17 protein-coding genes are annotated in these 19,453 nt (G+C 64.2%); 9 read left to right on the top strand and 8 right to left on the bottom strand.

Annotation, left to right across the window (positions count from 1 at the left end; genetic code table 11):
* The first annotated feature begins 10 nt into the window (after positions 1–10).
* The 6 genes from odhB (at position 11) to MNBBLIKP_RS09485 (ending at position 6,101) form a co-directional block, all read left to right on the top strand.
* Positions 11–1,213 (top strand): 2-oxoglutarate dehydrogenase complex dihydrolipoyllysine-residue succinyltransferase, encoded by a 1,203-nt coding sequence (odhB, locus tag MNBBLIKP_RS09510; RefSeq protein ID WP_088309832.1) that lies wholly within the window; start codon positions 11–13, stop codon positions 1,211–1,213.
* Positions 1,214–1,223: 10 nt separating this feature from the next.
* A complete protein-coding gene (lpdA, locus tag MNBBLIKP_RS09505; protein WP_088309830.1) occupies positions 1,224–2,624 on the top strand; it encodes a dihydrolipoyl dehydrogenase in 1,401 nt (466 codons plus the stop codon).
* A gap of 101 nt (positions 2,625–2,725) precedes the next feature.
* On the top strand, positions 2,726–4,045 hold the full coding sequence (locus MNBBLIKP_RS09500; protein WP_088309828.1) for an amidase family protein: 1,320 nt from the start codon (positions 2,726–2,728) through the stop codon (positions 4,043–4,045).
* A 67-nt stretch (positions 4,046–4,112) separates the two neighbouring features.
* Positions 4,113–4,316, top strand: coding sequence for a hypothetical protein (locus tag MNBBLIKP_RS09495; protein WP_088309826.1), 204 nt, complete (start codon positions 4,113–4,115; stop codon positions 4,314–4,316).
* Between the two features lie 100 nt (positions 4,317–4,416).
* Positions 4,417–5,487: a serine hydrolase domain-containing protein gene (locus MNBBLIKP_RS09490; protein ID WP_176399726.1), complete on the top strand. Its 1,071-nt coding sequence runs from the start codon at positions 4,417–4,419 to the stop codon at positions 5,485–5,487.
* Entirely contained in the window at positions 5,484–6,101 is a 618-nt protein-coding gene (locus tag MNBBLIKP_RS09485) for a trimeric intracellular cation channel family protein (protein WP_088309822.1), read from the top strand. Before MNBBLIKP_RS09490 ends, MNBBLIKP_RS09485 begins: the two co-directional genes overlap by 4 nt.
* On the opposite strand, the gene MNBBLIKP_RS09480 is transcribed toward MNBBLIKP_RS09485, so the two are convergent.
* The 6 genes from MNBBLIKP_RS09480 to MNBBLIKP_RS09455 form a co-directional block, all read right to left on the bottom strand.
* Positions 6,086–6,607 (bottom strand): helix-turn-helix domain-containing protein, encoded by a 522-nt coding sequence (locus MNBBLIKP_RS09480; RefSeq protein WP_088309820.1) that lies wholly within the window; start codon positions 6,605–6,607, stop codon positions 6,086–6,088. The two genes, MNBBLIKP_RS09485 and MNBBLIKP_RS09480, sit on opposite strands and share 16 nt — an antisense overlap.
* A gap of 89 nt (positions 6,608–6,696) precedes the next feature.
* Positions 6,697–7,920, bottom strand: a complete 1,224-nt coding sequence (locus MNBBLIKP_RS09475; RefSeq protein WP_088309818.1) for an NAD(P)/FAD-dependent oxidoreductase — start codon at positions 7,918–7,920, stop codon at positions 6,697–6,699.
* Between the two features lie 196 nt (positions 7,921–8,116).
* On the bottom strand, positions 8,117–9,364 hold the full coding sequence (locus tag MNBBLIKP_RS09470; protein ID WP_088309816.1) for an acetyl-CoA C-acetyltransferase: 1,248 nt from the start codon (positions 9,362–9,364) through the stop codon (positions 8,117–8,119).
* A 25-nt stretch (positions 9,365–9,389) separates the two neighbouring features.
* Complete coding sequence (locus tag MNBBLIKP_RS09465) at positions 9,390–10,367, bottom strand: NAD(P)H-dependent flavin oxidoreductase (protein WP_088309814.1); 978 nt, start codon at positions 10,365–10,367, stop codon at positions 9,390–9,392.
* 14 nt (positions 10,368–10,381) lie between these two features.
* Positions 10,382–11,602 carry an acyl-CoA dehydrogenase family protein gene (locus tag MNBBLIKP_RS09460; protein WP_088309812.1) on the bottom strand — a complete coding sequence of 407 codons (1,221 nt, stop codon included), beginning with the start codon at positions 11,600–11,602 and terminating at the stop codon, positions 10,382–10,384.
* Positions 11,599–12,693, bottom strand: a complete 1,095-nt coding sequence (locus MNBBLIKP_RS09455) for an acyl-CoA dehydrogenase family protein (RefSeq protein WP_088309810.1) — start codon at positions 12,691–12,693, stop codon at positions 11,599–11,601. Before MNBBLIKP_RS09455 ends, MNBBLIKP_RS09460 begins: the two co-directional genes overlap by 4 nt.
* A gap of 76 nt (positions 12,694–12,769) precedes the next feature.
* Between MNBBLIKP_RS09455 and MNBBLIKP_RS09450 the strand changes: the two genes are divergently transcribed.
* Both MNBBLIKP_RS09450 and MNBBLIKP_RS09445 read left to right on the top strand, forming a co-directional pair.
* Positions 12,770–14,272, top strand: a complete 1,503-nt coding sequence (locus MNBBLIKP_RS09450) for an acetyl-CoA acetyltransferase (protein ID WP_254912992.1) — start codon at positions 12,770–12,772, stop codon at positions 14,270–14,272.
* Between the two features lie 11 nt (positions 14,273–14,283).
* The gene (locus MNBBLIKP_RS09445; RefSeq protein WP_088309808.1) at positions 14,284–15,474 is read left to right on the top strand and encodes an acyl-CoA dehydrogenase family protein; all 1,191 of its coding nucleotides are present in this window, start codon (positions 14,284–14,286) and stop codon (positions 15,472–15,474) included.
* A 134-nt stretch (positions 15,475–15,608) separates the two neighbouring features.
* Here MNBBLIKP_RS09445 and MNBBLIKP_RS09440 read toward each other — a convergent pair whose 3' ends face one another.
* On the bottom strand, positions 15,609–16,481 hold the full coding sequence (locus tag MNBBLIKP_RS09440; RefSeq protein WP_176399725.1) for a helix-turn-helix domain-containing protein: 873 nt from the start codon (positions 16,479–16,481) through the stop codon (positions 15,609–15,611).
* A 120-nt stretch (positions 16,482–16,601) separates the two neighbouring features.
* Between MNBBLIKP_RS09440 and MNBBLIKP_RS09435 the strand changes: the two genes are divergently transcribed.
* Positions 16,602–17,768, top strand: a complete 1,167-nt coding sequence (locus MNBBLIKP_RS09435; protein WP_088309804.1) for a cytochrome P450 — start codon at positions 16,602–16,604, stop codon at positions 17,766–17,768.
* Between the two features lie 80 nt (positions 17,769–17,848).
* Here the strand turns inward: MNBBLIKP_RS09435 and MNBBLIKP_RS09430 are convergent, their stop codons facing one another.
* A complete protein-coding gene (locus tag MNBBLIKP_RS09430) occupies positions 17,849–19,438 on the bottom strand; it encodes an isocitrate lyase (RefSeq protein WP_088309802.1) in 1,590 nt (529 codons plus the stop codon).
* Between the last annotated feature and the right edge of the window lie 15 nt (positions 19,439–19,453).

Here is a 19,453-nt window from a genome sequence, read left to right as displayed (position 1 = left end):
GGAAGAAATCATGTCCACCGAAGTCAAAGTCCCCGTGCTGGGCGAAAGCGTTGCCGAAGCCACCATTGGCGAATGGCTGAAGCAGCCGGGTGATCCGGTTGCGGTCGATGATCCGATCGCCAGTCTGGAAACCGACAAGGTCGCGATCGAAGTCACCGCCAGTGTTGCGGGCGTGATGGGGCAGCAGATCGCCAAAGTGGGTGACAATGTCGCCGTCGGCGCAGTTATCGCGACGATTGAGGCCGGTTCTGGTGCGGCTCCCGCAGCATCGGCCGCCGCTGCTCCGACCCCTGCCCCGGCGCCAGCTGTCGCAGAAGCCAGCGAAAGTGCGGTCCTTTCCCCCGCCGTGCGCCGCGCGGTGCTGGAACACGGGATCGACCCGGCGCAGGTCAAAGGCACCGGCAAGGACGGCCGTCTGACCAAGGAAGACGTGCTCGCCGCTGCCGCCGCCAAAAGCGCGGCCCCGGCTCCGGCAGTCGCCGCGCCGGTCGCAGCGCCTGCCCCGGCGGGTGCCCGCGGCGAGGAACGCGTCAAGATGACCCGCCTGCGCCAGACCGTCGCCAAGCGATTGAAGGAAGCGCAGAACACCGCCGCACTGCTGACCACGTTCAACGATTGCGACATGAGCGCGGTGATGAAAGCACGCGACACGTTCCGCGATGCTTTTGAAAAGAAGCACGGCGTGCGGCTCGGCTTCATGAGCTTCTTCGCCAAGGCTGCCTGCCTCGCGCTCAAGGACTTCCCGGCAGTCAACGCTAGAATCGAGGGCGACGAGATCGTCTATCACCCCTATGTCGACCTCTCGGTCGCGGTCAGCGCGCCCAACGGGCTGGTCGTGCCGGTGGTCCGCGATGTTGACCAGCTGAGCTTCGCCGAAATCGAAAAGGCGATCGCCGGGTACGGCAAGAAAGCCAAGGAAGGCACCCTGACCATGGCCGACATGGCCGGCGGCACTTTCACCATTTCCAACGGCGGCGTGTTCGGCGGGTTGATGTCCACCCCGATCATCAACCCCCCGCAGTCGGCCGTACTCGGCCTGCACCGGATCGAGGACCGCCCGGTCGTTCGCGACGGGCAGATCGTGATCCGCCCGATGATGTACCTCGCGCTGTCCTATGACCACCGCCTGATCGACGGGCGCGAGGCGGTGACCGCGCTGAAGACGATCAAGGAAGCGATCGAGGATCCCACCCGCCTGCTGATCGACCTCTGAGGAATTCGAAATGAGCGAATACGACTACGACCTTATCGTCATCGGTGCCGGTCCCGGCGGCTATGTCGGCGCGATCCGCGCGGCGCAGCTGGGGCTGAAGACCGCCTGTGTTGAGGGCCGCGAGACGCTGGGCGGGACTTGCCTCAACGTCGGGTGCATTCCTTCCAAGGCACTGCTGCACGGGTCGGAGAAGTTCGAGGAAGCCGCCAGTGGCACCCTCGCCCGCTACGGCGTCAAGCTGGGTAAGGTTGAGCTTGATCTGGCCGCGCTGCAGGCGGACAAAGCTGATGCGGTCAAGGGGCTGACGGGAGGGATCGAATTCCTGTTCCGCAAGAACAAGGTCGACTGGCTGAAAGGCTACGGCGCGTTCAAGGACGCGCATACCGTAACCGTCGCAGGCAAGGATTACACCGCCAAGAACGTGGTGATCGCCACCGGATCGAGCGTTACCCCGCTGCCGGGGGTTGAGGTTGACAACGACAAGGGGATCATCGTCGACAGCACCGGCGCGCTGGCGCTCAGCAAAGTGCCCGCGCACTTGGTGGTGATCGGCGGCGGGGTGATCGGGCTGGAACTCGGCTCGGTCTGGCGGCGGCTTGGCGCAAAGGTCACTGTGGTCGAATACCTTGACGCTTTGCTGCCGGGGATGGACGGCGAGCTCCGCAAGGAAGCGGCCAAGATCTTCAAGAAGCAGGGCATGGAGCTTAAACTTGGCACCAAAGTCACCGGGGCTGCAGTCAAGGGCAAGCAGGCCACGCTGACGCTGGAACCGGCCAAAGGCGGTGGGGCTGAAACCATTGAGGCAGACTGCGTGCTGGTCGCGATCGGGCGCCGTCCCAATGTCGATGGTCTGGGTCTCTCCGCGATCGGGCTGGAACTCAACGCGCGCGGACAGATCGAAACCGACCACGACTTCCGCACCAAGATCGGCGGCGTCTGGGCGATCGGTGATTGCATTCCGGGGCCGATGCTGGCGCACAAGGCCGAGGACGAAGGCATTGCAGTTGCGGAAAACATCGCGGGGCTGACTGGCATTGTGAACCACGATGTCATTCCCGGCGTGGTCTATACCAACCCCGAATTCGCGGGCGTAGGCCTGACCGAGGAAGCCGCGAAAGAACTGGGTGAAATCAAGGTCGGCAAGTTCCCGATGATGGCCAACAGCCGCGCCAAGACCAACCATGAACCGGACGGCTTCGTCAAAGTCATTGCCGATGCCAAGACCGATCGTGTGCTGGGCGTCTGGGCCATTGCCAGCGTCGCCGGCACGATGATCGCCGAAGCCGCCCTGGCGATGGAATTCGGCGCGACGAGTGAAGACATCGCCTATACCTGCCACGCTCACCCGACCCACAGCGAAGCGGTGAAGGAAGCGGCGATGGCGGTGACCGGCAAGCCGATCCATATCTGACGCCAAAGATCCTCCCCGTTTTGCGAAGCCAAATGGGGAGGATCTTGTTTTGACGCGCGCTGCCGCGCTCGATAGGCTCCCTGAAAAAGTGGGAGCCTGCGATGATCCTGAAACTCACCGACGAACCCGGTGCGATTGCCACCGCAGCGCGGATTGCGCGCGGCGATCAGTCCCCGCTTGAAGCCGTTGATGCCGCGATCAGCCGGATCGAGCGGTTCGATCCGCAGGTCAATGCCGTGGTGGTGCGCGATTTTGACCGCGCGCGCGCGGCAGCCAGGGCGCTCGATGGGCAGCGCCCGCGCGCCGACCAGCCGCTGCTGGGCGTGCCAATGACCATCAAGGAAGCTTTCGACATCGAGGGCCTACCGACTACTTGGGGATTGGAGGAATATTCTGGCCTGATCGCCCGGCGCGATTCCGCAGTGGTGCGGCGGCTCAAGGCGGCAGGCGCGGTGTTTGTCGGCAAGACCAACGTGCCGCCCTTGCTGTCAGACTGGCAGGCAGACAATCCGATTTACGGGCGCACCCACAACCCCCACGCCGTTGACCACACCCCCGGCGGCTCTTCCGGCGGATCGGCCGCAGCGCTGGCGTTGGGTATGGTTTCGGCGGAATATGGCAGCGACATCGGCGGATCGATCCGCGTGCCCTCGCACTTCAGCGGCACCTGGGGGCACAAGACCACCTGGGGTCTGGTAAGCAGTGAAGGGCACGAATTCCCCGGCAGCGACGGGCACGATATTGCGCTGGGCGTGGTCGGGCCGATGGCGCGCGATCCGGATGACCTGGCACTGCTGCTGAACCTTACCGCCGATCGCCCGCTGATCAGCCGCCCGCGCCCGGTGGGAGCCTGGCGGGTGCTGTACCTGGGCGATCATCCGGTCTGTCCGGTAGACAGCGCCGTGGCAGGCCCGGTTGAGGCAGCGGTTACCGCAGTCGAGGCCGCCGGAGCCATGGTTGAGCGCAGCAGCGATCTGACCCCCGATCTGGCGCTGCAGTACGGCGAGTACATGCGCATGCTGATGATCGCGATGAGCAAGGGTGCGCCCGGCCCTGAGGGGCAGCAGGCCAGCGCAGCAGACTGGTTCGCACTGATGGATGCGCAGGCGCGCTGCCAACGCAGCTGGCGCGCGCTGTTCGAACGCTATGACTTCGTACTCGCCCCGCCCGCGCCGGTCGTCGCGCATCCCTATGACCTGACGCCAATGGCTGAACGAACATTGACGATCAATGGCCAGCAAGTGCCATATGGCGCGGCATTGGCCTGGGCTGGGATGGTGACCTATCCTGGACTGCCTTCCACCGTGCTGCCAGTGGGATCGAGCGCGGGCAAGCCGGTGGGCATGCAAGTGATCGGCCCGGCCTTTGCCGATCTGGATTGCATCGCGGCAGCCAAGGCGATCAGAAATTTGCTGGATTAGGGCTGGCAATCACCGCGCGATCCGGGCAATGCCGCCCGCCTGACTTTCCAACACAGGACCCCTGATCATGGCCGATACCCACACCGTGAAGCTGACCGAAGACGAAGTCGGCATTCTGGTCGACGCGCTGGAAGCCGACATGGAAGGCTACGTCGAAGCCGCCAAGGAAGCGCGCGGCAACAACCGCCGCGATGAAGTGGCAACCTTCACCGAAGCTGCCCAGCGCATCCTCAAGCTCAAAACCCGGCTGGAAGAACTGATCGAGGAATAGTTCCCTATCCCACCCCACTGTCCGTTCGTGTCGAGCGAAGTCGAGACACCTGATGCTGGGGTGTCTCGACTTCGCTCGACACGAACGGCAAAGGGTAGGGATGGTTCAACGCCGCACTTTGCTGACCGGCCTCGGGCTGGCGCTCTTGCCGCAGCGCCTGTTCGCGCAGGGCCAGACGCTTGACACCCTGCTCAGCGGCACCATGTCCCCCGCCCTGCTCCGGTCCCTGCGCGTCGCGCTGGCCACACCCGCAATGGTGGCAGGCTGGCAACGGCGAGGCTATGCCGCCGAATTGCTCGCCGATGGCCTGCGCGCCGCCGGGCAGCCTGCTGCGGTGACCGTGCAGGACAAATGGCATATCGGATCGATCACCAAGGGCTTCACCGCCCTGTTGTTCGCCCGTGCGGTTGAAGCCGGGGTAATCGGCTGGGACACGCGGCTGGGCGATCGCTTATCCGGAGTGCCGCGTCCCTATCGCAAGGTCACGGGAATCGAACTGCTGAGCCACCATGCCGGTTTGCCCGCCGACATCGCCTTGCCCGATCTGCTCGCCCTGCCCCGGATCGAGAACGATGCCCGCGCCAGCCGCCAGCGCTATGTCGAACTGGCGCTGGCCCTGCCGCCGGCAGCCAAACCGCGCAGCACTTTCAGCTATTCAAATTGCGGACCGGTCCTGGCGGCGCGGATGCTGGAAGTGGCGACGGGCAAATCGTGGGAGGACCTGCTCCAGCAACAGGTGCTCGATCCGCTCGGGCTGACCAGTGCGGGCTTTGGCGCGCCGACCGGCGACCAGCCGCGCGGGCACGATCGCGGCGTGCCGATCCTGCAGGACAATCCCGCCGCGATGGGCCCCGCCGGACGGCTGCACATGAGTATGCCCGATCTGCTGACCTACCTGGCCGCGCACCGCGACCGCAATGCCCTGCTCAGCCAGGCGGGCTGGGCGCAGCTTCACACTCCGCGCTTTGCCAGCAATCATGCGCTCGGCTGGTTTGTGGGCAGGCAAGGCGCGCTGTGGCACAACGGGTCGAACACGGCGTGGTACGCCGAAGCGGCGGTTGAACCGGGGAGCGGACTGATCATGGCACATTGCAGCAACGACGCGGCCCTGCTGAACCGCCTGCAAGTGCTATTGCCCGCGATCCGCCGCGCCGCCGGGGTGCCTGCGTGAGCGCTACCTTGCCCGCCCTGCCGCCAGTGCTTGATCTGATCGGCACGGCCGTGTTCGCGCTGACCGGGGCACTGCTCGCCGCGCGGCTTCGGCAAACGTTGGTGACGATGAGCTTTTTCGCGCTGGTCACCGGGGTCGGAGGCGGATCGGTGCGCGATCTGCTAATCGGCGCACCGGTGTTCTGGGTGCGCGATCCGTGGGTGGCTCCGGTCTGTCTGGGGGTGGCGCTGCTGGCGTGGTTTACTCCCCGCAAATGGTGGGACGGTCAGCTGCTCGAATGGGCCGATGCGGCCGGTCTGGGGACCTATGCAGTGCTGGGTACGGCCAAGGCGCTGGCGTTTGGCGTGGCGCCGGTTCCGGCAATGGTGATGGGCGTGGTGACCGGCTGCGTCGGCGGGATCATCCGCGATGTACTGGCCGGACGACCATCGATCTTGATGCGGCCGGAGCTTTACGTCACCGCCGCCGCGCTCAGCTCAGCGTTGGTGGCGCTAGGGCAAGTCGCGGCCTTGCCCCATGCGCTGGTCTGGCCGCTGGCTGCACTCGCCGGATTTGCCCTGCGCGGCATGGCAATCCGGTTCGGACTGGCCTTGCCCGCTTACCGAAAGGGCTGAGCAAGGCGGCGCACGCGGCCGATGGTCAGCGCCAAAGCCCCCGCAGCTAGCAGCATAAGCGGGGTGATCCACAGGCCGAGTTGTTCGGTGGCACCGGAAGGCACGTCCTTGAACACGCCAATCGCGAAACCATCATGATCGATGAACAATCCAGTCTGGTCCGGAATGACGAACTTTGCCGCCGCGACGAGTGCGAATTCAACAGCCAGCAAAAGTCGCAGCCCGTCGAAGCCGTAGCTGGCCGAGCGCCGGGCCGATCCGACCATTTGCGCACCAATCTGCTGCCAGGGCGATTGGTCCTGCGTCACGGCCTGCGGCAGAGGATCATGGATGATGTCCGCGCCGAAGATAGTCAGCAACGCCTTGGTGCTCTCCAGCGATGCGGGGTGACCGGCCTCGATCCGCTGGATCGTGCGTGCGCTGAGGTCGGTGGCGATCGCCGCTTCTTCCTGCGACATTGCGCGGGCCAGGCGGGCCTCTGCCAGTTTTACCGGGTCAATCTGCATTGCTGCCTCCTGTCTTGACCCGGACTTTCTGCGCGCTGCCGACTGGCCTGACCACGACATCTTCACGACAGCGCCCGATTTTTCGCCCGTCACGCGCGCGGCAGCTCTTTTAGCGGGCGCGATGTGTCGGCCAAATCTTCCGCCGCAATCACTGCGCCTTCTTCCACCAGCTTGCGGGCCTGGACATAGTCCTTCATCGCATTGACCGCATCGACCGCGATCAGCTTGCCCGCTTTCAGGTATAGCACCGAGAATGAGCGCTCCGCCGGATCGCCGCGCAGCACAGTCTGATCGTGCCCGCCCGACAGGCCGACCGTCTGCAGTTTGAGGTCATACTGGTTCGACCAGAACCACGGCGTCGCCATGTAGGGCTGCGGATCACCCAGGATCGATGCGACCGCGATCTTGGCCTGATCGTTGGCGTTCTGGACGCTTTCCAGCCGCATCACCGCGCCGTCGGCAAAGCCATTGGCATGGGCGGCGCAATCGCCGATCGCATAGACATGCGGCAGGCTGGTGCGGCAGAACTCATCCACGTCCACCCCGTTGCCGCCAGCGGCACCCGCAGCCAGCAGCGGGCCGACTGCCGGGATGATGCCAATGCCGACAATCACCAGCTCGCAGGCCACTTCGCTGCCATCAGACAGTTTGACCCCGCTGACGCGGCTATCGCCCAGCACCGCCTCGATCCCAGTTTCCAACCGCAAATCGACGCCGTGGGCGCGGTGGTCGGCTTGGTAGAATTCGGACAACTGCGGCCCGGCGACCCGCGCCAGGACGCGCGGCAGCATTTCCAGCAAGGTTACCTCCTTGCCCAACTTGCGCAGCACCGCCGCTGCTTCCAGTCCGATATAGCCGCCGCCGATCACCACTACGCGGTTCACCGCGCCCAGCTCGGCCAGGATCGCATCGGCATCCTCGCGCGTGCGCACGCCGTGGACGCCGGGCAGGTCTGCGCCGGGGCAGGTCAGCCTGCGCGGATCGCCGCCGGTCGCCCAGATCACATCGCCATAAGTGCAGGTGCGGCCATCGGACAGAGTGACACTCTGCGCTTTCGGATCGAGCGCGGTCACTTCCACGCCCAGCACCATGTCGATGTCCTTGGTCGCCCAGAATTCGCGCGGTCGGACCAGCAGCCGGTCGAACGTTTTTTCGCCCAGCATGTATTCCTTGGACAGCGGCGGACGTTCATAGGGCGGCTCTGTTTCACGCCCGATTACCCCGACCGATCCGGTGAAGCCCTGCTGCCGCAACTGGATCGCCGCCGCCCCGCCGCCTTGCCCGGCGCCGACAATCACAACGTCATAATGCATAGGTCCGACTCCCTTTGGACTTCCCATAGCCGCGACAGGTGGGGCCGCAAGCGGGAATCAAAAAGAAGCCCTCTCCCCTTTAGGGGAGAGGGTTGGGAGAGGGGGTGTGAGCACACTTCCCCTCTCAACTTCGGCTAGTTCGCTACGCTCACAAGCCTGCGTATCTCTCCCCTGAAGGGGAGAGAGCATGTCTGGTTCAAACCCGTTCGATGATGATCGCCGGGGCCATGCCGCCCGCGGCGCACATGGTGATCAGGCCGTACTTGCCATTTATCCGTTCCAGTTCATCCAGCGCGGTGCCGATCAGCATCGAGCCGGTGGCGCCAATCGGGTGGCCCAGGGCCATCGCGCCGCCGTTGGGGTTCACCTTGGTGCGATCAAGATCGAGATCGCGGATGAACTTTTCAGCGACCACGGCGAAAGCTTCGTTGATTTCGAACACGTCGATATCTTCCGTGGTCAGCCCGGCCTTGGCCAGCACCTTCTTCGCCGCGGGAACCGGGGCGTTGAGCATCAGCGTGGGATCATCGCCACAGTTGACGTAGGCCACGATCTTGCCGCGCGGCTTGAGGCCGTGCTTGTCGGCATATTCCTTGCTGGTGATCAGCACAGCGGCCGCGCCATCGACCACGCCCGAGCTGTTGCCGGCATGGTGCACGCCCTTCCATTCCAGATCAGGATAGCGGCGCTGGATCTGCTTGCGGAAAGTGGTGCCGCCCAGATCGAAATCGGCGATGCCATCGAAGCTTGCCTTGAGCCCGGCGAGCCCTTCAGCAGTGGTTTCGGGGCGCGGGAACTCTTCATGGTCAAGCGCCACGGTGCCGTCATCGTTGTAAACCGTGACCACCGACTTGTCGAAACGGCCTTCCTTGATCGCGCGAGCGGCGCGTTCCTGGCTGACCAGTGCAAGCGCGTCGAGCGCCTCACGCGGGATGCCTTCCATCGCCGCGATCGCATCACCGCAGACGCCCTGGTGGCTTTGCGGGTGAAGCGCGTCGAGCGCAAGGTTGCCCGAGCCCATGCCCATCGGCTTGATCCCGGCATTGGCCTCTTCCGCGCCGACCTGCGCGGTATAGCTCATCATTTCGGTGCCGCCCGCGATCACGCAGTCTTCCATACCGCTCATGACCGCCGCAGTGGCGAGGTTGACCGAAGTGATGCCGCCGCCGCAGAACCGGTCGAGCGTCATGCCGCTGGCGCTGGTATCATAACCAGCGGCCAGCGCAGCCATGCGACCCAGATCACCGCCCTGCTTGCCCTTTTGGGTGGAAGTGGACCAGATCACGTCATCGACGGTGCTGGTGTCAAGATTGTTACGCTCTTTCAGTGCCTTGAGCACGGTGGCGGCAAGGTGCTGCGGGTGCAGGTGCGAAAGCGCGCCTTTGCCGGGCTTGCCCACCCCGCGCGGGGTGCGGACTGCATCGATGATATAGGCTTCGGCCATGTCAGTTACTCCTTGAAATCGAATATCAGGCGACCATGCCCGCAAGGCGGCCACGGATAATTGCTTCAGCATCGGCGACGATCCGGCTGACCAGCTCGTCGCAGGTCGGGATGTCGTGGATCAGGCCCTGGATCATGCCGGCGGTCCAGATGCCGTGTTCGGTATCGCCAGTGGTCAGGCCCTCGCGTCCGCGCACGCCCTTGACCAGGTCGGCCACGGCGCTGAATTCCTTGCCTTCAGCCTCGGCGGCAACCACCTGCTGGGCGATGCCGTTCTTGGCGACGCGGGCGGTGTTGCGGAAAGTGCGGAAGATCAGGGCGGTGGCGCGTTCATCATTATCGACCATCGCCTGCTTGAAGTTCTGGTGGATCGGCGCTTCGACCGTCGCGCAGAACCGCGTGCCCATATTGATCCCTTCGGCCCCGAGCGTCAGCGCGGCGGCAAGGCCCCGGCCATCGCCAAACCCGCCGCTTGCAAGCAGCGGAATCTTGACCTTGTCGGCCGCTGCCGGGATCAGGATCAGGCCCGGAATATCGTCTTCACCCGGGTGCCCGGCGCATTCGAACCCGTCGATGGAGATCACGTCTACCCCGGCCCTTTCGGCGGAGAGCGCATGACGCACGGCGGTGCATTTGTGCAGGATCTTGATCCCGTGGGGCTTCATCATCTCCCACAGTTCGCGCACCGCAGGGGTCCCGGCGGTTTCTACCACCTTCACACCGCTATCGATGATCGCCTGGGTATAGGCCTTGTAATCCGGCGGGTTGATCGCGGGAAACACGGTCATGTTCACGCCGAAGGGTTTGCTGGTCATGCCCTTGCAGCGTTCGATTTCCGCGGCCAGCGCTTCTGCGCTCGGCTGGGTCAGGCCGGTGATGATGCCAAGCCCGCCGGAGTTGGAAACGGCGCTGGCCATCTCCGCCGTGCCGACCCACTGCATCCCGCCCTGAACAATCGGATGTTCGATCCCCAGCAGTTCGGTAATCCGTGTCTTGATTGCCATAGTTGCTGCCCTCCTCAGGCTGGAATCTGGTTGAAAGCCACACCCTTGTCCGGGCGGTGGTCCTGCGGCAGGCCCAGAATCCGCTCGGCAATGGTATTAAGCAGCACTTCGTCCGAACCGCCTGCAATCCGCCCGGTCGGCGCATTGAGCCAGCTCGCGCCCCAATCTTCCTTGACGTAGGCGTGCGGATCGAAATGCAGGCCAAGGTTGCCCTGTAGGTCCATCGCCAGTTCGGACAGCTTTTGCCGGCTGCGCACCGCGACAAGTTTCTGCAACGATCCTTCCGGTCCCGGCTCCATCCCGGCCTGCAGCATCTGGAAGGCACGACTGGTGATCGAGTCAAGCCCGGCGCGCATGGCATGATTGCGGGCGATCTGCTGGCGCACGCGCGCATCCTTGAGCGCGGGCTGGCCGTTCAAGTCCAACCCTTTGACAAGATCGGTGAACACATCGAGATGCGGGCCGAAACCGCCGCTGTCGGTGGCGATGTAGCGTTCGATCATCAGCGTTGCTAGTGCAACGCCGAAGCCTCCGCCAACCGGGCTCATCCGCTGGCTGTCTTCCAGCCGGACATCGTCGAAGAACACTTCGTTGACGTGGCTGTCCCCGCCCGCGAGCTTGATCGGGCGCACATCGACACCCTTGGCCTTCATATCGACCCAGAAGTAAGTCAGGCCCTTGTGCTTTTCGACATTGGGGTCGGTGCGGACGACGATCACGCCGTAATCGCAATACTGCGCCCAGCTGGTCCAGATTTTCTGCCCGGTCATGCGCCAGCCGTTGCCGTCCGGCTCGGCCTTGGTGCGCAGACCCGCCAGGTCCGATCCGCCTGCGGGTTCGGAGAACAGCTGGCACCAGATCTCCTCGCCGCGCAGCGCCTTGATCACGCGCTCCTTGACCCAGGGGAAATGTTCCTTGTTTTCACCCATGCCGAACCGCATCAGGATCGGCACTGGCATACCCAGCGAAATGCCGAAGAACACGGTCGGCATGCCGTAGTTCATTTCCAGGCCATCGTAGGTGATCTTGTGAAGGTGGGTCAGCCCCTGCCCGCCAATTTCCTTTGGCCAGTTGATCCCGGCATATCCGGCTTCATACTTCAGCGCCTGAAATTCGCGGCCCATGGCCAGCGAATCCACTTCGCTCATTCCCCGGCGCGCGTCACGGCCATATTTGGGGGCCATCGTATCCAGCCAGGCCCTGGCCTGATCCCGGTAGGCGTCCAGATCGCTCATGCCGCTTCTCCCGTCAGCTGTTCGACCAGCAGGTCTTCCCAGAAATAGAGGTTGCCCAGTTCCACCGCCAGGCTGCGCGCGCGGCGCATGTGGAGGTGAAGGCCAAGTTCCCAAGTCACCCCGATCCCGCCGTGGATCTGCACACAGTCGCGCGATGCAGTGTCATAGCCATCGGTTGCGGAAATCCGCGCATCGGCGGCGGCGATCAGGAAATTCGGCTTGCCCTCGCTCGCGGCGGCATGGATGCAGTTTGCGCGGGCCACTTCGACCAGCCCATACATTTCGGCAATGCGGTGCTTGATGGACTGGAACGCACCGATCGGCTGGCCAAAGGCCTTGCGGGTCACGGCATATTCGCGCGCGATCTTGAGCAGTTCTTCTGCCCCCCCGACCTGTTCGTGCGCCGTAACGACGGCCATGCGGGCCAGCAGGTCCAGCGCGAGCGTGCGTGCCGCTGCGCCTTCGGCCAGCAAGGTCGCAGGCGCATCGGCAAAGGCGATGTCGGCATAGACGCGCGAATTGTCGTAACTGTCGACCGGCGCGCGCGCTGCGCCCGCCAGTTCAGCCAGCACCAGCGCGGGCTGCCCGCCATGGCTGGCCCAGACAATCGCCAAGTCCGCCTTGAGCCCGCCGGGCACGGCTTCCTTCGCGCCGGACAGCTTGCCCCCGGCATAGACAGTGGCCGGCACAGGCGGCAGCGGGCAGGTGCCTTCGCCAAACGCCACTGTGCCAATTGCTTCGCCGCTGGCCAGCTTGGGCAGCCAGGCAGTCTGCAGTTCGGTATTGCCCGAAGCCACCAGTGCCTGTGCCGCGCCATAACCAAAGGTCAGGAACGGCGCACCTGCCGTGGCCGCACCGCTGGCGAGTGCCACCAGCCCCAGCTCAACCAGGCTAAGTCCCAGCCCGCCGTGCTCTTCCGGGATCGCGAGCGCGGTCCAGCCTTGTTCGACCGCCGTATCCCAGAAGCCTTGGTCATAGTCCCCAACCTGCTCGAGCAGTTTGAGCAAGCGGTCCTTGGACACGCGCGCATCCAACACGCGGCGTGATTCGGTAGCGATGGCCTGTTGGCCTTCGTCGTACAAGATCGACATGGGCGAATCTCTCCCTTCGATTTCCCGTTTAATTGCTCGATTAAATTTGGCAATGGACTAGGTAACAGCGAGTGCCATGGAGGATGTGATGCAGGACGAACGGTTGCCGGTGATCGTCGGGGTCGGTCAAGTGAACGATCGCCCCACCGATCCGCTGACCGGACTGGACCCGGTCGAACTGATGGCCGCTGCCTTGCGCAAGTGCGAGACTGACGCAGGGGCGAGCCTGATCGCGGACGCCGATTTTCTGGGGGTGGTCAAACAGATCGCTTTTCCCGCAATTGCCGATGCCTGCGCGCCCCTCGCGACCACGCTGGGGATCGCCCCGGCGCAGGTGCTGCAAAGCGAAGGCCCCAATGGCGACAGCCCGGTGATGCTGCTCAACGAAGCCGCCAACCGGATCGGCGCGGGCGAGGCGAAGATCGCCCTGATCTGCGGGGCGGAAGCCCTGCGCACCGCCGCTGCGCGCACCGCTGCGGCACAGGGCGGCGTCAAGCCTGACCAGCTGCGCGACGCATCACACCGCCGCAAGCTGGGCTATGCGCAAAGTTACGGTCTGGTCGCCCCGGTCGATGTCTACCCGCTCTATGAGAACGGCCTGCGTGCCAAACTTGGCCAATCGCTGGAGGAAGCACAGGCCGAAAGCGGGGCGATCTGGAGCAAGTTTTCCGAAGTCGCCGCCGCCAACGAAAACGCCTGGATCAGGAAGCCGGTCAGCGCAGCCGATGTGGTCACGCCCGGCGAAAGCAATCGCCCGATCGCATTCCCCTATACCAAGCTGCAAGTCGCCAATTCGGCGGTCAACCAGGGCGCGGGGTTCATCGTTACCAGCGTGGGCGAGGCGCGGCGGCGGGGGATTCCGGCAGCGAAGTGGATCTATGTCGGCAACGGCGCGGCGGCGCACGAGGACGACAGCTGGATGCGGCGTGACACTTATGACCATTCGGCCAGCATGGACGTGTCGATCCTGAAGGCGCTCGAATTGAACGCGGTGTCGCCCTCTGATCTGGACGCAGTGGAACTCTATTCGTGCTTCCCCTGTATCCCCAAGCTGGCGCGGCGGATCATCGACTGGCCGCTGGGCAAACCCGCCACGGTGTTCGGCGGGCTGACCTTTGGCGGCGGTCCAATCGGCAATTACATGAGTCACGCCGTCGCCAGCATGGTTGATCATTTGCGCGCCGCGCCCGGCACCGGGTTGCTGTTCGCCAATGGTGGCTATGCCACGCACAACCATTCGATCGTGGTATCAAGCCAACCGATTGCAGCGGCGAGCTTTCCCAAAAGCTATGACTTTCAGGCCGAAGCTGACGCCGCGCGCGGGGCCATTCCGGGGCTGGATAAGGACTATGCCGGCCCTGCCACAATTGAAACCTTCACCGTGTTCTACGGCCGCGACAGCCAGCCGCGCTCGGGCGTGGTCGTTGCACATACCCCGGCGGGCAAGCGCGTGCTGGCGCAAGTGCCCGGCGATGACACAGACACACTTGCCCGCCTGACCAGCGCGCAGGGCACCCCTGTCGGCGCAGCCGGAACCATCACGCGCGGCCAGGACCTCAGCCGCTGGACTTTTGCGTAAGGATTCGCCCCATGTCTGATCTGTCCCCCATTTCCGACCACGCCCGCCAGATGGCCGCGCAGGTCGAAGCGTTCGTGCGTGAAGTGATCGCGCCCTATGAGCAAGATCCCCGCCGCGACCATCACGGCGCGCCGACCGACGAACTGGTCTATGAAATGCGCGCAAAGGCCCGCGCAGCCGGAGTGCTGACCCCGCATATCCTGCCCGATGGTGGTCACCTGAACCAGCGTGAAACCGCGATCGTGTTGATCAAGTCGGGTCTCTCCCCGCTGGGCCCGCTGGCCTGCAACACCATGGCGCCGGACGAAGGCAACATGTACTTGTTGGGGCATAAAGCCAGCGCCGAACAGAAGGAACACTTCCTCAAACCACTCGTCGAAGGCCGCGCCCGCAGCGCCTTTTTCATGACCGAACCGGCTGAGGAAAACGGCGCGGGCAGTGATCCCGGGATGATGCTCACCACCTGCCGCCGCGATGGCAACCACTGGGTGATCAACGGCCGCAAGTGCTTCATCACCGGGGCCGAAGGGGCCAGCGTGGGGATCGTCATGGCCAAGGACGAAGCGGGCGGCGCCTGCATGTTCCTCGTCGACTTGCCCGATCCCGCGATCCGGATCGAGAGCGTGCCCAACACCATCGACAGTTCAATGCCCGGCGGCCACGCCACCGTGTTGATCGATAACCTGCGCATTCCCGCCGACCAGATGCTGGGCGAAGCAGGCGAAGGGTTCAAATACGCCCAGATCCGCCTCAGCCCGGCGCGGCTATCGCACTGCATGCGCTGGCTGGGGTGCTGCGTCCGCGCGCACGAAATTGCCAGTGATTACGCCTGCCGTCGCATGGCCTTCGGCAAGCCGCTGATCGAGCACGAAGGCGTGGGCTTCATGCTCGCCGAGAACCTGATCGACATCAAGCAGGCCGAACTGATGATCGACTGGTGCGCGAGCGTGCTCGACACCGGCAGCCTGGGCACCACCGAAAGCTCGATGGCCAAGGTCGCGGTATCCGAAGCGCTGATGCGCATCGCTGATCGCTGCGTGCAGGTGATGGGCGGAACCGGCGTGTCCGGCGCAACCGTAGTCGAGCAGGTGTTCCGCGAAGTGCGGGCCTTCCGCATTTATGATGGCCCGACCGAGGTTCACAAGTGGAGCCTGGCCAAGAAGGTCAAGCGCGACTGGCGGGATCGGACTGCTAACGCCTGAGCTGAACCTCCCCCTCCTCTTCAGAGGAGGGGGTCGGGGGGTGGTGGCGGCACGGCACCGTCACTGGGGAACCACACCACCCCCAACCCCCTCCTCTGAAGAGGAGGGGGCTTATATGCTCACTCCTGATCTTCTCACCCCCGCAGCCACGCCCGTTCGCGCCGGAACCGGCTTGGCTCGATCCCGGTCCGCGCCTTGAAGAAGCGGCTGAAATAGGCCGGATCGGCGAAGCCCAGATCCTGCGCGATCTGCGCCACCCCGGCGGCGGTGAAGGTCAGTGCGCGCATCGCCTCGCGCAGCAGGCGGTCAAGCGCCAGTTCGCCGGGCGGCTTACCGGTCACCTGGCGGCAGGCGCGGGTCAGGGTCTGCGGCGTGGTGCCGAGTTCGCGGGCATAATCGGCCACGCCCCACTGCGCGCCGTAATGCTGATCGAGCAGCGCGGTGAAGCGGCGGACCAGCGCGAGGCGGCGGTCCGGCGGTCCCTCTCCAGACTGCGCCCGCGCGGCGGCCTCATCGACCAGTGCCAGCAGCATCGCCAGGGTTGCCAGCGTTGCCGAGCTGGCATCCGGTCCGCGCGAATGCAGCGTTGCGAGCAAGGCATCGGCCAGCGCCACCTCGCCCAGCAGCACTGGCCGCACCCGCCCGCCGCGCAGCGCCGATCCCGCCGCGAAGGGCGCCAGCCGCGGGTCGTCGAGCAGGGCTTCGGCCAGACTCAGCACCCAGCCCTGCGTATCAGGCGCAAACCGGAAGGCATGGACCAGCCCGGACGGTGCCACGGAGAGTGATCCGGGCGGCAGTGCCGCCTCCCCCTCGCCATCGGCCAGCACACCCTGCCCCGCCACCACCAGCAGCAGCTGCACGATGCCGGGATGGGCATGGGGCGAAATGGTCCATTCATACAGGCTGGACCGGGCTGAAATCGGCTCGATATGCACAAATTCAGGCGCAAGATCGCCACCGACCTCTCCATAAAGGCGAAATTGCGTGATTTCAGTTGGCTGACCCATGGCAACGGCCAGCATGGCTGAATGATCGAAAAGTGCAAGTAATTGTCGCAAAGCTGAGTGGCCGCAGCCGCCGCATCCTGTCATTGTGGCACGATAAGCCAGTTGTGAGAGGAGCCCGCCATGGCCTTCCGGTTCGACCCCTACGATCCGGCCTTCGATGCCGATCCGTTCCCCGCCTACAAGGTGCTGCGTGACGAGCACCCCTGTTTCTATTCCGAAGAAGCCGGGATGTGGGTGCTGTCGCGCTATGACGACATCCTTGCCGCGCTCAGCAACTGGCGCACATACAGTTCGGCCAAGGGCAACCTGATCGACGAATTGCCGGGCCGCGCCGGATCGACGCTCGGCTCCAGCGATCCGCCGCGCCACGATCGCCTGCGCGCGCTGATCCAGTCCGCCATGACCAAGCGCGCACTTGACCATGTGATCGAACCCGCGCGTGCGTCCTGTCACAAGCATCTGGCCGCACTGCGCGACCAGTCGGTGTTCGATTTCGTCGGTGACTATGGCTCGAAGATGACGGTCGACCTGCTGTTCTACCTGTTCAACCTGCCCAGGGCCGATGCCGAAGTGGTGCGCGACAACGCCGTGCTGATGGTGCAGACCGACGCGAAAACCCGGCAGAAAACCGAGGCGCACCTCGCCGCGTTCCGCTGGATGGCGGACTATGCCGAAAACCTGGTTCAAGAGCGCAAGAAGAATCCGGGCGACGATCTGCTGTCAGGCTTCATCACGGCCGAAATCGACGGCGAAAAGCTGCTCGACAAGGAAGTGCAGCTGACCGTGACCACCCTGATCATGGCCGGGATCGAAAGCCTGTCCGGCTTTCTTGGCATGTTCGCCTATAACCTCGCCAACGAACACGACGCGCGCCGCGCGGTGTCTGCCGACCACGGGCTGATCCCCGATGCCATGGAGGAATCGCTGCGCTTCAACACCTCGGCCCAGCGTTTCAAGCGCTGCCTGCAGGTGGATACCGAGTTGCACGGTCAGACCATGAAGGCCGGGGACTTCGTTATGCTCGCCTATGGCAGCGCCAACCGCGACGAACGGATGTTTGAGAACCCCGATTCATACGACGTCGCCCGCCGCCCCAAACGCCATCTTGGCTTTGGCGGCGGAGTCCACGCCTGTATCGGCTCGGCCCTCGCCCGTGTGGCGACCGAGGTGATTTTCAGTGAATTTCTGAAAGCAGTGCCCGAATTCACCCGGGTGGATGATGTGCTGCCGTGGGTGCCCAGCTCCAACTTCCGCAGTCCGCAAAAGTTGCGATTGGCCCGGGGCTAGGCCGCCAAAAGTATTGGCCCGCCGCACCAAGGGGTTGGTGCGACGGGCCAGCTTTCCTCCCCAGGAAAGACAGAGCGGCGTCAGGCCGCGAACTGATTCATCGTGTTGTGTTCGCCGCCAGCCTTCAGTGCAGCTTCCCCGGCGAACATTTCCTTATGGTCGTCGCCAATGTCGCTGCCAGACATGTTCTGGTGCTTGACGCAGGCGATGCCCTGGCGGATTTCCTCACGCTGGACGTTCTTGACGTAACCCAGCATCCCGGCATCGCCGAAGTATTCCTTCGCCAGATTGTCGGTGCTGAGCGCCGCGGTGTGATAAGTCGGCAGGGTGATCAGGTGGTGGAAGATCCCCGCCTGCGCCGCGGCATCGCGCTGGAAGGTACGGATGCGTTCGTCGGCTTCGTTCGACAGTTCCGTACCGTCATAATCCACGCTCATCAGTTTGGCGCGGTCATAGGCCGACAGGTCCTTGCCCTCTGCGGTCCAGGCATCGAACACCTGCTGGCGGAAGTTCAGCGTCCAGTTGAAGCTGGGGCTGTTGTTATAGACCAGCTTGGCATTGGGGATCACTTCGCGGATCCGGCTGACCATGCCGCCGATCTGGCCGATGTGCGGCTTTTCGGTTTCGATCCACAGCAGGTCCGCGCCGTTCTGGAGCGAATTGATGCAATCGAGCACGCAGCGGTCTTCACCGGTGCCGGTGCGGAACTGGAAGAGATTGCTGGGCAGGCGCTTGGGCCGCATCAGCTTGCCATCGCGGCTGATCAGCACGTCGCCGTGGCCGATCTCGGTCACTTCCTCACAGTCGAGGAAGGCGTTGTACTTATCGCCGATGTCGCCGGCTTCGCGGGTAAAGGCGATCTGCTTGGTCAGTCCGGCGCCCAGCGAGTCGGTGCGGGCAACGATGATCCCTTCTTCGACGCCCAGTTCCATGAAGGCGTAGCGGATCGCGCGGATCTTCGCGAGGAAGTCTTCATGCGGCACGGTGACTTTACCGTCCTGGTGGCCGCACTGCTTTTCGTCCGAAACCTGGTTTTCGATCTGAATTGCGCAGGCGCCCGCTTCGATCATTTTCTTGGCGAGCAGGTATGTCGCCTCGGCATTGCCGAACCCGGCATCGATGTCGGCGATGATCGGCACAACATGGGTCTGGAATTCGTCAATCTTGTGCAGGATGCGGTGGGTATTGACCGCGTCCGCAGCGGCCTTGGCGGCGTCAAGTTCGCGGAACAGGCCGCCCAGCTCGCGCGCATCGGCCTGGCGCAGGAAGGTGTAGAGTTCCTCGATCAGCGCCGGAACGGTGGTCTTTTCGTGCATTGACTGATCGGGCAGCGGCCCGAATTCGCTGCGCAGCGCGGCGATCATCCAGCCCGAGAGGTACAGATAGCGGCCCTTGGTGGTGCCGAAATGCTTCTTGATCGAGATCAGCTTCTGCTGCCCGATGAACCCGTGCCAGCAGCCCAGCGACTGGGTGTAATTGGCCGGATCGGCATCATAGGCGGCCATGTCCTTGCGCATGATGGACGCAGTGTAACGGGCGATGTCGAGCCCGGTCTTGAACCGGTTCTGCAGCCGCATCCGCGCCACGCTGGTCGCGTCAATTCCGCTCCAGGTCGTTTCGAACGGAGCAATTTGCTTGCCCGCTTCGGCGATGGTCTGCGAATAGGTCATGGCTCGTTTCCTTAA

The organism is Novosphingobium sp. B 225 (assembly GCF_002198665.1).
Classification (GTDB): domain Bacteria; phylum Pseudomonadota; class Alphaproteobacteria; order Sphingomonadales; family Sphingomonadaceae; genus Novosphingobium.
The sequence above is the reverse complement of the archived record's forward strand: the minus strand, read 5'-3'. Positions and strand labels throughout refer to the sequence as shown.